This window comes from Klebsiella sp. JB_Kp042, from assembly GCF_040065275.1.
GTDB classification, from domain to species: domain Bacteria; phylum Pseudomonadota; class Gammaproteobacteria; order Enterobacterales; family Enterobacteriaceae; genus Klebsiella; species Klebsiella quasipneumoniae.
Genome location: NZ_JBEAJL010000098.1, coordinates 75,345 through 88,121, shown reverse-complemented (window position 1 = coordinate 88,121; position 12,777 = coordinate 75,345). Strand labels below are relative to the sequence as shown.

The 12,777-nt window shown below is 54.0% G+C and carries 20 protein-coding genes; 6 read left to right on the top strand and 14 right to left on the bottom strand.

The annotated features are described in order from the left end of the window. Positions 1-3: 3 nt before the first annotated feature. Genes ABLV54_RS19945 through ABLV54_RS19935 form a run of 3 tightly spaced genes read right to left on the bottom strand, consistent with a single transcriptional unit; the run spans position 4 to position 1,854 of the window. Positions 4-912 (bottom strand): baseplate assembly protein, encoded by a 909-nt coding sequence (locus ABLV54_RS19945; RefSeq protein ID WP_248860920.1) that lies wholly within the window; start codon positions 910-912, stop codon positions 4-6. 4 nt (positions 913-916) lie between these two features. Continuing rightward, positions 917-1,264: a GPW/gp25 family protein gene (locus ABLV54_RS19940; protein WP_248860921.1), complete on the bottom strand. Its 348-nt coding sequence runs from the start codon at positions 1,262-1,264 to the stop codon at positions 917-919. Then, on the bottom strand, positions 1,261-1,854 hold the full coding sequence (locus ABLV54_RS19935; protein ID WP_248860953.1) for a phage baseplate assembly protein V: 594 nt from the start codon (positions 1,852-1,854) through the stop codon (positions 1,261-1,263). The genes ABLV54_RS19940 and ABLV54_RS19935 overlap by 4 nt, the downstream gene beginning before the upstream one ends. 393 nt (positions 1,855-2,247) lie before the next feature. On the opposite strand from ABLV54_RS19935, the gene ABLV54_RS19930 reads away from it, so the two are divergent. Genes ABLV54_RS19930 through ABLV54_RS19915 form a run of 4 tightly spaced genes read left to right on the top strand, consistent with a single transcriptional unit; the run spans position 2,248 to position 3,887 of the window. Beyond that, a complete protein-coding gene (locus tag ABLV54_RS19930; protein ID WP_248860922.1) occupies positions 2,248-3,048 on the top strand; it encodes an ATP-binding protein in 801 nt (266 codons plus the stop codon). An 11-nt stretch (positions 3,049-3,059) separates the two neighbouring features. After that, on the top strand, positions 3,060-3,287 hold the full coding sequence (locus tag ABLV54_RS19925) for a hypothetical protein (RefSeq protein WP_248860923.1): 228 nt from the start codon (positions 3,060-3,062) through the stop codon (positions 3,285-3,287). Next, a complete protein-coding gene (locus tag ABLV54_RS19920) occupies positions 3,280-3,525 on the top strand; it encodes a hypothetical protein (protein ID WP_248860924.1) in 246 nt (81 codons plus the stop codon). Before ABLV54_RS19925 ends, ABLV54_RS19920 begins: the two co-directional genes overlap by 8 nt. Beyond that, positions 3,522-3,887: a hypothetical protein gene (locus ABLV54_RS19915; RefSeq protein WP_248860925.1), complete on the top strand. Its 366-nt coding sequence runs from the start codon at positions 3,522-3,524 to the stop codon at positions 3,885-3,887. The genes ABLV54_RS19920 and ABLV54_RS19915 overlap by 4 nt, the downstream gene beginning before the upstream one ends. 162 nt (positions 3,888-4,049) lie before the next feature. Here ABLV54_RS19915 and ABLV54_RS19910 read toward each other — a convergent pair whose 3' ends face one another. From ABLV54_RS19910 to ABLV54_RS19860, 11 genes are all read right to left on the bottom strand, one after another. Next, on the bottom strand, positions 4,050-4,499 hold the full coding sequence (locus tag ABLV54_RS19910; protein ID WP_248860926.1) for a phage virion morphogenesis protein: 450 nt from the start codon (positions 4,497-4,499) through the stop codon (positions 4,050-4,052). Continuing rightward, positions 4,492-4,959: a phage tail protein gene (locus tag ABLV54_RS19905; protein WP_248860927.1), complete on the bottom strand. Its 468-nt coding sequence runs from the start codon at positions 4,957-4,959 to the stop codon at positions 4,492-4,494. Before ABLV54_RS19905 ends, ABLV54_RS19910 begins: the two co-directional genes overlap by 8 nt. Further along, entirely contained in the window at positions 4,922-5,173 is a 252-nt protein-coding gene (gene lysC / locus ABLV54_RS19900) for an Rz1-like lysis system protein LysC (RefSeq protein ID WP_248860928.1), read from the bottom strand. Before lysC ends, ABLV54_RS19905 begins: the two co-directional genes overlap by 38 nt. Continuing rightward, complete coding sequence (gene lysB / locus ABLV54_RS19895) at positions 5,055-5,486, bottom strand: Rz-like lysis system protein LysB (protein ID WP_248860929.1); 432 nt, start codon at positions 5,484-5,486, stop codon at positions 5,055-5,057. The genes lysC and lysB overlap by 119 nt, the downstream gene beginning before the upstream one ends. Then, complete coding sequence (locus tag ABLV54_RS19890; protein ID WP_248860930.1) at positions 5,483-5,980, bottom strand: glycoside hydrolase family 104 protein; 498 nt, start codon at positions 5,978-5,980, stop codon at positions 5,483-5,485. The genes lysB and ABLV54_RS19890 overlap by 4 nt, the downstream gene beginning before the upstream one ends. Beyond that, positions 5,967-6,257 carry a phage holin family protein gene (locus ABLV54_RS19885; protein WP_004175164.1) on the bottom strand — a complete coding sequence of 97 codons (291 nt, stop codon included), beginning with the start codon at positions 6,255-6,257 and terminating at the stop codon, positions 5,967-5,969. The genes ABLV54_RS19890 and ABLV54_RS19885 overlap by 14 nt, the downstream gene beginning before the upstream one ends. 4 nt (positions 6,258-6,261) lie before the next feature. Then, on the bottom strand, positions 6,262-6,465 hold the full coding sequence (locus ABLV54_RS19880) for a tail protein X (RefSeq protein WP_248860931.1): 204 nt from the start codon (positions 6,463-6,465) through the stop codon (positions 6,262-6,264). Continuing rightward, positions 6,465-6,971: a head completion/stabilization protein gene (locus ABLV54_RS19875; protein ID WP_248860932.1), complete on the bottom strand. Its 507-nt coding sequence runs from the start codon at positions 6,969-6,971 to the stop codon at positions 6,465-6,467. Before ABLV54_RS19875 ends, ABLV54_RS19880 begins: the two co-directional genes overlap by 1 nt. Before the next feature lie 96 nt (positions 6,972-7,067). Continuing rightward, complete coding sequence (locus ABLV54_RS19870) at positions 7,068-7,811, bottom strand: terminase endonuclease subunit (protein WP_248860933.1); 744 nt, start codon at positions 7,809-7,811, stop codon at positions 7,068-7,070. Positions 7,812-7,814: 3 nt separating this feature from the next. Then, positions 7,815-8,873 (bottom strand): phage major capsid protein, P2 family, encoded by a 1,059-nt coding sequence (locus ABLV54_RS19865; protein ID WP_248860934.1) that lies wholly within the window; start codon positions 8,871-8,873, stop codon positions 7,815-7,817. Positions 8,874-8,946: 73 nt separating this feature from the next. Then, positions 8,947-9,801: a GPO family capsid scaffolding protein gene (locus ABLV54_RS19860; RefSeq protein WP_348814213.1), complete on the bottom strand. Its 855-nt coding sequence runs from the start codon at positions 9,799-9,801 to the stop codon at positions 8,947-8,949. 165 nt (positions 9,802-9,966) lie between these two features. On the opposite strand from ABLV54_RS19860, the gene ABLV54_RS19855 reads away from it, so the two are divergent. Together ABLV54_RS19855 and ABLV54_RS19850 are read left to right on the top strand one after the other, a co-directional pair. After that, on the top strand, positions 9,967-11,736 hold the full coding sequence (locus ABLV54_RS19855; RefSeq protein ID WP_248860936.1) for a terminase ATPase subunit family protein: 1,770 nt from the start codon (positions 9,967-9,969) through the stop codon (positions 11,734-11,736). Beyond that, positions 11,736-12,776, top strand: coding sequence for a phage portal protein (locus ABLV54_RS19850; RefSeq protein WP_248860937.1), 1,041 nt, complete (start codon positions 11,736-11,738; stop codon positions 12,774-12,776). The genes ABLV54_RS19855 and ABLV54_RS19850 overlap by 1 nt, the downstream gene beginning before the upstream one ends. Position 12,777: the final 1 nt, after the last annotated feature.

The window sequence follows — 12,777 nt, the reverse complement described above, 5'->3', positions numbered from 1 at the left end:
GAATTACTCATCCGAGCCCCCAATCACCACGCGGGTGTCGGTGCAGTACGCGGCCTGAGTTTTATCGAGCACCACATCCGCCCGCGGCTGAAGCAGTTCGACACGCTGGACACCCTGCACATGCAGCGCGGCGTATATCGCTGACATCCGGATGTCACGACCGAGGCGACGCTGCTCGGTGATATAGGCGGTCAGTTGTGTTCTGGCGGCGGCCAGAATGGGCTCGGTCGCCGGGCCGGGGTACACGTACAGCACGGCATCGACGGCATAAGGGATAATCTCAGCCGAAACAACCGTCAGGCGGTCACCGACCGGGCGTACCGTCTCATCATTCAGCGCCGTACTGACGGCCAGCAGCAAATCATCCGATGCCGTGCCGTCACCTTCCCGCGACAACACCGCGACAGTGACTTCTGCGGGGGCGGGACTGTTCGCCGTGGCATCCGCCACCCGACCATCGGCGCTCATGGCGTGAAATTCATAGGCACCGGCTGGCCCGGCAACGCTCATCCCTTCAAACGCCGCCGGGATGCGCTGGCGTAAATCGCTGTCGGACTCCATGACCGCCGCCACCGGCGGGATTTGGGTGTCGTCTGCGGCGGTGATGACCAGGCGCTCAATGTTATTATTTGCCGCAAGCTGGTCGAGGTCGTTTTTGATGGCATAGGCCACCATGCCGGCCTGTGCCGCCTCGTTAATACGCTGGCGCAAAATCACCTCCCGGTAGGCATTCTCTTCCAGATATTTCACCAGTGGCTCTGACTCCAGCGTCAGCGCTCTGGCGACCGCGTCCTGCTCATCCGCCGGGTAGAGCGAAACCAGCGTGGCCTTGCGCGCTGCGAGGATGGTTTCAAAGTCCAGCGTTTCCACCACATCTGGCGCGGGGAGCTGGCTCAGGTCGATAACTGCCATAGATTCAACTCACAGGAAGGGTTAAGGAAAGGCTCTCGCCGGTATCGGTGATTTGTCCGGTCACCTCGACGACCATCTGGCCGTCAAACTGCCGCGCGGTAGTAATACTGGTCAGCCTGACGCGCGGTTCCCACTTCAGGATCGCCATGTAGCACGCCGCCATAATTTGCAGCTCAAGCGCCGGGGTCTGAGGCTGGTCAATCATCTGCGACAACAGCGAGCCGTATTCACGACGCATGACGCGGGAACCAACAGGTGTGCGCAGAATATCCCCGATGCTCTGGCTGATATGGTCCACGTCTGAAATGCGCTTGCCGGTCGCACGGTTCATACCAAGATAACGGGCGGTCATTGGGTCCCCTCCGTCCATTCATCGCCGCGTCTGATGCCGCCGTGACTGTGTTTATCCACCTGGACACCGTTCGATGTGAAAGCGCCGCCGCTGTGCTCGATATCGCCGGACATCCTGCCACCTTGCTTCACCTCCAGCGTGCCGGTCGTCAGCTTATTGGTGCAGACCACCTCCGGCGTATCGAGAGTGACGCGGGTGGAGGCTTTGACCAGCACCACCGGCACGCTGACGGCAACCGAACCGGATGCGGTCACATCGGCAGTTTTAATGCCGGTGACGGTCAGCGCGCCGGTTTCCGGCTCATAACTCATAACGGCACCGTCGGGAAATTCAACGTGCCAGGCATCCGCCGAGGCCGACGGCGCGGGGTTGTCATCGGAATAAATGCCCGGCAGCACAAAAGCGGTATCGAGCTCACCGCCCACGGCCAGAATCATCACCTGCTCACCAACGGAGGGAGCCCACCAGGAGCGCGAGCGCCCGGCGCGGTGGGTTAACCACTGGAGCCAGTCGGTATAAATGCCGCCGGTCTGCACGCGACAGCGCCCGGCGTCGAGGTCAGTTTCGACGACAATGCCTGTGCGGATGATGTTGCGTATCGCCCTGGCGAGTTCCTGGATAGATGCGAGAGTATTCATAGGAGAAAGGATGCCGTCGTGGCGTTCCGGCGGCAATCTGCGGACGTTTTGTCCTGGCTGGCACAACGCTATCTGTATCAGCCCGGATTTGTTCTGACACGTCTATGACACAGTGCCAGACCTAATCTGACGGGCAGCTCTGTGCCAAAGAGGGCTCTGTTAACATCACTAACATTTACCAGATGTGCTCCTAACCACGCAATGTGCACAACTAGGTGTGCCAAAAAACATTGAAAAAGTGGTGTAATTTGATTAATTTATTCTGAATAGGGTCAAATGAAGTATTTTTTTACTGAAGCGCATCACGTTATATCCAGAAAATCTTAATCATGGAGTGCGAGAAAATTGATAACTTCTAATAAGCTATATTGTTTAGATGGTAAAATCGAGAAACTCTACAATTCCTGCCAGGTTTTTTTAACTTCTGATAGTATAGAGATTTCGAAGCTTTCTCACTTATCAATATTCCCAACGTTTTTATTTAATGGGTACCCAGGCACCGGAAAAAGTTCTGTTGCAAGCATTCTTTATGAGAAACTTAAAGAAAAACATAACATTGATATTGCGAGGTTAAATATCGATGAATTAATTTCACACAACTTTGGCGAATCTTCATCTAACTTAAGGGCGTACTTCCACAGCAAAAAAGAAGAGATTAAAAATAACAAATCCCACTACTTCATTATAATTGACGAATTGGATTCATTCACAATCAATAGATATCAAAATGACAACGACAGTATAAAAAGAATACTTCTAACGTTTAATACAATTATAGATGATTTAATTAGAAATGATGAAATCTATAAATTCATAATAATAGCAACGACCAATATCAAAGAAGTCATCGATACATCCATTCTTAGGCGATTCTATTTTAAAGAGGATTTTAATATTCAGCTTAATGAAGATGATTTTGTAAAACTACTGAATGAATTGGGTGACCTTACAGAAATTCGCCCCAAAGGGTCATTGACTGAAATATTCCAAATATACAATAAAAAAAAGTATACTTTGGGGGAGGTGAAGTCAATTTATTCAAAGGTGTATTTTAACACCCTAATCTGTAAAGAAAAATCCTTTATAGAAGCTAAGGATTTCTCAGATTATCAAACCTTCTATGAATTAGAATCAAGCTATAAATAGGGAGATATACAGTGTCAACTGATGAGGATAAGATGATAAAAAAACTTGAAGAACATAGGGATGCAACTAAACTAGTCGTGGAAATTGCAAGGTTGCATGATATATTAGTGACTCCAACTATCAATGGTGATCCAAGGGGAGACTTTGAATATCCTTATGATGAAAAAGATAAGCTAATTAGTGCCTTAGACAAATACATTGGGAAGTATAAGCATATTCAGGAGAGTTCTAATGACTAAAAAGTTTGGGGAAATCAAAACAAGGAGAAATATATTCCCCTCTCAAGTGAAAAAAATCATAGAGACAGGCACGGTGGATATATTAATCATTCAGGCAAAAGCGTCTCAGAAAACAAAGAACATGTTAAACAAAAGTGGTATTACCTTATATGAGGGTGTTGAACCAAGTGAAGTTGACCGTTTGAGAGAAGTCATTGCAAAAGAATTAGAGTCCAAAGAAAAAAAGGAGACTGAATGATGATGGAGTTAACGTTCTATAATAAAAACAAAGAGCCAGATGTTGTTTCAGTGTCTGATGATTGCTATGAGAAATTAGCAAGGATTGGTTTTTCCACAAAGATCGAATATCATGAAGAACCTTTCATTATCGAAGGGGAAGAATATACTGTTTTATTTTCAAAGCTCACGAGTAAAAACAGAAAGATTTTACTTTCTCTTGTTGAGAGCGAAAGGCAAGAGGAATTAGAAAAAATATTTAAAAATATAAATGACAATCCAACAATAAAAGAGATGAGAGATAGTTTATTATATGTAAGGGAACTAACAGAAGTTTATAAACTATTGAAAGCAGAAAATAATATGTATTTTTCATTTGATTGAACAATATATCATTAGCCAAACACCCGGCTCAGCGAGGCAACAGATCTGCGCCGGTGTTTGAGGTGAAGTATTAAAGTCCTCCTTTTGTTCAAAGCAGACAGCTAGAGTTGGTTGTGTGCCCCCACTAAAAGCTGTATCAGCTCAAATCTGAGCTGATACAGTTCAATCAGCGAGATAGTCGATAATGACGCTTTCCACAAGTTGCCGGTCGTCTTCGGTAAAGCCCAGAAGCTGACGTTGTGGATATTCAACTTCGGCGCTTTTTGGTGATGGTTTATCCTTGAGCCCGAGCTGATGCACGCGGGCGATGCGCTGCACTTTCCCGGTAAATTCCACCACCGCCGCGTTATCGCCGCCGCTCGCTTTCATATAGCGGTTGGTACGCAGTTTCGCGAACATCTCGCGCTTAATCCGGCCTTGCTTTGCCCTGACGGGCGGGCGCTTACGCGGGGCAAATGGAGAACCGTCCGGCGCTTTTTGCGATTTAATGCGCTGTTGTTGCCGCTGGCGCAGTTTCTTCGCAATATCGGCGGTCATCCGACGACGCCCCGCGGGCGAAAGGACCGCTATCAATCCGGCGAGCTTGTCTTCAAAGGGTTTGAAGTCATTCATCCCATTTACTCACCCGTTCGCCATTACTCCACATCTCAACAGGGCGCGTCACCGGCTCAGGCGGTGGCGGCTCCGGGATGTTCTCAACGTACATTGCGCCGTCGACCTCGTTGACCAGCGTGCGTTCGGTCAGCAACAGGCTGATGCTGACATCGATGCTGCTGTCGTTATTAATGTCAGCGCACCAGGCAAATCCTTTTTTTCGCCCCTCGTCGGTTGTCATGATGTCCGGCTGATTAACGCGCAACCAGGCCATAATCGGCACAAACAGCAGGTCAATATCGTCGGTAAAATCCGTGACCACGATGTTAAGCGTGTACCGCTTTTCAAACGACAGGGATCGCGCCAGCGTCGCCGTATTGTTGCCATCGTCCAGGCGAAGGCAAAGCATATCGGGGTTGGTACGCAGTACCGGCACCGCATCAGTTAAGGCTTTTCGCAGACTGTTGGGCTTTTGCATCGATTTCATCCTGGCATTGTTTAACCGTATCGACCTGGATTGCGCAGCTTTTCAGGGCGTTTTCGAGCTGGCGTATATCCGCACTCAGGTCGCCATTAGTCATCGGGTCGCTGCCCGGCATCGGACAGGGGCTGACCTTCGGGCAGGCGTTGTAAACAATCACCGGCGGCGGCGTTGGTGCAGGCGGCGCGCTGGTGCACCCGGCGCACAGCATCAGGTAAATCAGCGCGATACCAGCGGCGAAACGCGTCATTTTCATTGAGTAACCTCGTGATAGTTTGTTCACGCCGAAAAGCCAGCAGGTTAGCGGCGGTGAGCTTGTCCCTCATGGCAACCTGCGCCTGCTCTTTGCGCTGCGACTGCTCTGCCGCAACGTTGAGCTGATTTTTCAGCATGGTGATTGTCGTTTTGTGTTCACCGGCGACCCGGTTCGCACGTTCAAAAGAGGCGCGCAAATTGCTGTTATCGTGTCGCATCCACAGCAGACCCGCACAGGCCAGCGCCAGCAGGATAATGACCATTTTCATGCGGATACCCCTCCGGCCTTGCGCCACACTGCGATCAGTCTGTCGAGGCTGTGCTCGCGCTGACCGTACCCGGCCCCCGGCAATGAGGCCCAGATATTGCGACAACGGGAAATGGCGCGCTCAATGCGCCCCTGCTGCAAGTCTTCCAGCGCGCCGCGCTCACGAATCAGCTGAATGGCGAGCCTGTCCTGTGATACCGGGCTGAAATCCAGCAAAGCGAGCTGCTTTTTGTAATGCGGCCAGAACAGATAAAGCTGCTGGTAACGCCCGGATGCCGTGGATTTTTCCCCGCGACGATTGAAGACCTTCGCCGGGCGCCCACCGGCAAACGGGTGATCGCGATAGTCGGTAAAAATCTCCGGCCTGCCATCGATACCGGTGACAATGACGTCGTATCCGTTGTTTCTGGTCAGCGGGTGCGTCGCCGTACCCTCTGAAAACGCCAGCGTGTCTAGGAATGCCGCGACGTTGGGGTGTGTCTTAATGACCGCCATCGTTTTCCCCTTTTTTAATCCTGCGCTGAATCGCAATTTCCACCGCCTGATAACCGGCGATACCCAGCATGGAGCCAAATCCGCACACGGCAGCAGGTGGCAGGTCGGGAAACTGCACCAGTGCCACCCCGGCCACCATCGAGACAAAGCCGCCCAGCAACATGCGACCAATAAAAAGCCGGGCGGTGATGGGCTCACCACCGGCCAGCACTTTACCGACGACAATCAGCACGCCGATAACAAAGAGGGACAGGACGCTTTTTTCACCTTCCGTCATGTGTTTACTCCCAGAGATTAATTGTTTCAGTTACGGGGGATGACTGGACGTCGGGCAGTTCGACCGCCGTACCATGTGGCAGCACTGCGCCGAGTTCCGCCAGCCCCGGATTTGCGGCGAGCACCGACTCGAACACCCCCTCAGTGCGCCCGTAATAGCGGGCGCAAATCATGTCCAGCGTGTCGCCCTGTTGCGCGATGCCCTGCATCAGATTTGGCTCACGATGCAGCGGGGTTTGTCCTGGACGCGTGATACGGCCCAGCGCATATCCCGCCACAGCTCGTCGACAGTGGTGTCGATACTGTCGGCCTTTTTATCGCCTCTGGCGCTGGCATCCACCCCGCGATAACGTTCATAGAGCGTGGCGGTCGCCATTGAGGTGACGGCGCGCAGGTAATAGAAAATACGCACGCTCTCGCCGTCGAGCTCATCAGCCGGTACGTCGGCCAGTGTGCTAACACCCCCGGCAACCTGCTGTTCCCGCCACAGATACAGCTCGGCATTGGTTTCGGCGATGCCGGTTTTGATGGCCTCACGCAGCCGGGCCGGGGCGACGGTCTGTTCAAGGCGCATCCCTTCACGCACGCGTTTCGGGTCAATGTCAGGAAAGAAAAACGTATTTTTTATCACCGGCTCATCGCTGGCAGGCGGCGGGATGACCAACACGCCACCCGGCTGCGGCTCATCGTTCTTTTTAATAATCAGCGTCGTCATGACTACCTCTGAATAGGTGGGCGGTGGACGCCGGTCTCAGGTCGGGTAAATCACCCTCATCGACCGGCGTGCCGCCCTGGCGCGGGGCGCATTCTGTTAACCGGGGTTCTTTTTCGGTCGGCCACGTTTAGCCGGTGCCGCGGTTTTCACGGCGCGCGGCGCTCTTACCGGGGCTTTAACGACCGTTGCCGGTCTGGGCTTCAGCTCACGCTCAAGCCGTTCAATGTCTTTTTTAACGCCTGCCTGACAATCGAGCTGCATCGCGCGTTTGAGGTGGGCCAGCGCGTCGGCGGGCTGTTTGTTATCCCGCAACACCTGGCCGGTGATTTTGTGCAGTTTTGCGCGCACTTCGTCCGGCATATCGGCAGCGGCGGTCAACGCCAGCGTGTCGAGCAACTGGCTGATGACGACAGGTTCACCGGCGGCATGGGCGCGCATGGCGGCGAGCGCCACCTCTTCGGTAAACATGTACTGCGGCGGGCGGCGGTGTTTGCCAGGCATGGTCAGACCGTACTTAAACGCGTAGCGGGCAATATCCATAGCGCCGCCGATATCGCCGACATCAAGACGCCATAGCATGACGGTCATCACGATGTCATCCTGCGCGCCTTTGCCCTGTTCCAGCACGCCACTGATCCACGGCAGATAGAACGGCAGCAACTCGCGCTTTTTCCTGGCTTTCAGCTCTTTACCAAAGATGGCTTTTAACGTGCGTTGGTCTGCGGCCAGCTTAACCAGCATCTGCTCGTAGGCAGTGGCATGCCGCAGCGGGTTATTTTCCCGCTGCGCGGTTTCAATGGCCGAGACCCGCATCATGTGACGCTGTGCGGGGCTCGTCATCGCTTAGCCCTCCGGTTGCGCGGCAGAGAAATCGCCCAGCTTGATATTTTCAATGAAACACCCGGCGGCGTAGGTTTCGACCACGTAATCGATGTTCATCGATTCGTAGTTTTCCACCTGGTCGAGTCTCGGGTTTTCGATGATGGAGCGGCGGTGACTTTCGTCCATGAAATAGATGGACAGGTTATCCAGGCGCGTCACCATAATTGCGTTCGGCGGGAAATACGGCACACGCACGGCAGGCAGGTTGCCGATGCGTTTCTGGCTGATGATGATGTCAGCCGCCAGCGCTTCACTGTTGGGCTGGTCTTTGTTGACGATAGGGAAATATTTGTCGGCCAGCAGCTTACGCCCCACAATCGCCACGAGCTCCGAATCTTCCTGATAAATTTCGTCAATCAGGTTGTCGGTGGCATCCATGACCAGTGCATCAAGGCTGACGTAATCGCCGTTTTTACCCACGCGGATCACAGAGGAAACCACGTTCCCTTCCGCGTCGACGACTTTGCTCATCACACGGGTCGCCGCTTCATTGCGGTATTTCTGCGGCCAGCCTACGGCGACATCCTGCAGCATCGGATGGGCTTTGCGGTCAGAGGTTTCGGCACGCTCAACGCCGTTGAACCCGGCCATGATGAAATCAAGCGCCTGTCGCTGGATGATGGCATCGCGAATACGGCGCTGGAAGTCCTGGAAGCGCGCCCACAAATCCAGCTTTTTATATTTGAAATGGAAGTCAAAGTTGACCTGGTCGCATTCGTATTTTTTGGATTCCAGCGCAGCGAAGTCGGCAGTTTTACGCTCCTGGCCGCTGTTGGTGTCCGTGGTGCTGGCGATGGTGCCATTGACGCCGACGCCAATTTTTTCACCCTTCAGCTCATCCACCGGCACGATATTAATTTTCTGCAAAAAGGCCGAGGACATCTGCACGGTGTTCATCATGGTTTGCGTGACGGACGGCTCGACGGAGAATTTTTTACTCACGTCGTCCGGGTCGATGCCGTTCAGCTCGGCAACGCGGGACAGATAGCCATTGAATTTAAAACGGGTTTCCTGACGCATAGTCTTTCCTGTTGGGTTAAATCGGGTTGTCTGACCGGGCAAAGCTGTTGCCCGGCGATAAATTCATGACCGTTTAGCAGTCAGTCAGCAGCTCATCACCACCGCCACCGGTGGAGAGCTTGCGGCGGGGCTGCGTGGTGCTTTCGGTGTTATCCAGCGACGTTTTTAACTGGCTGAATGCCTGACGGGTCTGGTCGGCTTTACTGGTGACGTCCTGTTTCAGTGTCGCAAAGGCATTTTCCAGTTCGGCAAGACGTTGCCCGGTAGCGGTGAGGTTTTCCTGCACATGCTCACTGACGGTCGTCACGGCTTCATGCACATCCTGAAAACGGGCGTCATCACTGGCCTGTTTGCGGCTGAAAATCGACTTCACCTTGTCGCTCAGGGCGGTGAAAACATTTTCCGGCAGGTCTTCGAATTCCAGCTCGGCGAGGGTGGCAACAGAAATCAGGTTGCCCGGCGCGGCTTTGAAGCGGTTAAGGGGGTTGAATTTGGCCCCCCGGCAAAATTCGAGGTATTCGGTGCCGAGGCTGGCCGGGTCATCGGTCACGGCGAGGCCGACCAGGTAGCATTTACCGCTATTGGCGAAATTCGGCTGAATTTCCATTGAGGTGTAGACCTTCTGCAATTTTTTATTCATTGCGATCAGGTCATCGGTCGGGGTGATTTTAGCGAACAGCGCCAGCTTGCCGTTCAGCACTGAATCGTCGTCAATTTTTTCAGACTTCAGCTCGACCACATCGCCGTAACGGCTGAACGGCCCCTCCGGCAGGATGCCTTTCAGGTGTTCGAGGTTAATGCGGCAACCATAGACGCGGGGGTCAAAGGTCTCTGCCATTTCCTGAATATCCGTCGCGCTGATAACGCGGCCGTCACAGGTATCGCCTTCGACACCGATGCGAAACCATTTTGAAACTTTTTTTGCCATTGTCAGGAGTCCTGATATCGGGTTAACGGGTCGGGGCTAGTTTCCCGACGTCGCCGCTCTCCCGCCATCAGTCGCGGATGGCTTATCCCCCACACAACAGCACCTTAGCGATTCGCACCCCCCGTTTCTTTAGCCTTGCCCTGTATCAATCACGGCGAGGCATCCATGACCATCACCACCGACACCACTTTGTTAAACGACCCGCGACGTCAGGCGGCTTTGCTGTACTGGCAGGGGTTCTCCGTGCCGCAGATTGCCGACATGTTGCAGACCAAACGCCCCACGGTGCAGAGTTGGAAACAGCGCGACCACTGGGAGGAAACCGCACCGCTGAACCGGGTCGAAAGCACCTTAGAGGCCCGGCTGATCCAGCTTTATGCGAAACCCAGCCTGACGCCCCACGATTTCAAGGTCGCCGATTTTCTGGCCCGGCAGATGGAGCGCTTTGCGCGGATTAACCGCTACGGCCAGACCGGAAACGAGGCTGACCTGAATCCCCGCGTGGCCAACCGCAACAAAGGCGACCGCAAAAAGCCGACAAAGAACTTTTTCAGCGACGAGGCTATCGAAAAACTGGAAGAGATTTTTTTCGCGGAGTCTTTCGAATATCAGCTCCGCTGGTACCGCGCCGGGCTTGAGCACCGTATTCGCGACATTCTGAAATCGCGCCAGATTGGGGCGACGTTCTACTTTTCCCGTGAGGCGCTGCTGCACGCGCTGAAAACCGGCCATAACCAGATTTTTCTGTCAGCAAGCAAAACGCAGGCGTATGTATTCCGTGAGTACATCATCCAGTTTGCCCGCCGGGTTGATGTGGAGCTGACCGGCGACCCGATCGTCATTGGCAACAACGGCGCAAAGCTGATTTTTCTTGGCACCAACTCAAACACCGCGCAGAGTCATAACGGCGACCTGTATGTCGATGAAATATTCTGGATCCCCAACTTCCAGAAACTGCGCAAAGTATCGTCGGGCATGGCCTCACAAAGCCACCTGCGCAGCACCTATTTTTCAACACCGTCCACCCTGGCACACGGCGCTTACCCGTTCTGGTCCGGGGAATTATTTAACCGTGGCCGCGCCCGCGTCAGTGAACGCGTCGACATCGATATCAGTCATGATGCCCTCGCCGCTGGCGTGGCATGTCCTGACGGCCAGTGGCGGCAGATTGTCACCATTGAGGATGCGCTCGCCGGGGGCTGTACGCTGTTTAACCTTGAGCAGCTCCGACAGGAAAACAGCGTCGACGACTTCCGCAATTTGTTTATGTGCGAGTTCGTTGACGACAAGGCGTCGGTGTTCCCGTTCGAGGATTTGCAACGCTGCATGGTCGACAGTCTGGAGGAGTGGGAAGACTTTGCGCCGTTCGCCGACAACCCGTTCGGCTCCCGCCCGGTGTGGGTTGGCTACGACCCGTCGCACAGCGGCGACAGCGCCGGGTGTGTGGTGCTCGCGCCGCCGGTTGTCGCCGGTGGCAAGTTTCGCATTCTGGAGCGTCACCAGTGGAAAGGCATGGACTTTGCGACGCAGGCCGAATCCATTCGCCAGCTCACCGAAAAATACAACGTCGAGTACATCGGTATCGATGCGACCGGCCTCGGTATTGGCGTCTTCCAGCTGGTTCGCTCGTTTTATCCTGCCGCCCGCGATATCCGCTACACGCCGGAAATGAAAACCGCGATGGTGCTTAAGGCAAAAGACGTTATTCGCCGCGGCTGTCTCGAATACGACGTCAGCGCCACCGACATCACTACCTCGTTTATGGCTATCCGCAAGACCATGACCAGCAGCGGGCGCAGCGCGACCTATGAGGCCAGCCGCACCGAGGAGGCCAGTCACGCGGACGTCGCCTGGGCGACCATGCACGCGCTGTTAAATGAACCGCTGACCGCTGGCAGCGGCCAGGCAACATCTTCCATTCTGGAGTTCAACTGATGAGTAAATACAAAGGCCGAAAGCCGCAGCCACAAAAGCGCACGCACAACATGAAAGACACCGCGCCCCAAAAAGTGGAGGCGTTTACGTTTGGTGAACCGAGCGCGGTGCTCGACCGCCGCGATATTCTGGATTACGTGGAATGCGTCAATAACGGCAAATGGTTCGAACCACCGGTCAGCTTTAACGGGCTGGCGAAAAGCCTGCGCGCCGCCGTTCATCACAGCTCGCCGATTTACGTTAAGCGCAACATTCTGGCCTCAACGTTTATTCCGCATCCGCTTTTATCACAACAGGACTTCAGCCGCTTCGCGCTCGACTTTCTGGTGTTTGGCAACGCCTTTTTAGAGCAACGAAAGAGTGTCACTGGTCGCCCGCTGAAACTGGAAGCGTCACCGGCAAAATACACCCGGCGTGGTATTGAGGAGGATGTCTACTGGTGGGTGCCGTCATTCGACCAGCCGCACCCGTTCGCGCCGGGCTCCGTATTCCACCTGCTGGAGCCTGACATCAACCAGGAGCTGTACGGCATGCCGGAATATCTCAGCGCACTCAATTCCGCCTGGCTGAACGAGGCAGCAACGCTGTTCCGTCGCAAGTATTACCAGAACGGCGCACATGCCGGTTACATCATGTATGTGACAGACGCCGCGCAAAGCGGTACCGATGTTGAGGCGCTGCGTGATGCGATGCGCAGCTCAAAAGGTCTTGGGAACTTCAAAAATCTGTTTTTCTACGCACCGCACGGAAAACCGGACGGCATTAAAATTGTGCCGCTCAGCGAGGTGGCCACGAAAGACGACTTTTTCAATATCAAGAAAGTCAGCGCCGCCGACCTGCTCGACGCGCACCGCATCCCGTTCCAGTTGATGGGAGGTAAACCGGAAAACGTCGGCTCGCTCGGCGACATCGAGAAGGTGGCAAAGGTGTTTGTCCGTAACGAGCTTATACCGCTGCAGGACCGGATGCGCGAGGTCAACGCGTGGGCCGGTCAGGAGGTGATCCGCTTCAAAAGCTACACCCTCGACAACCCGGAATAAC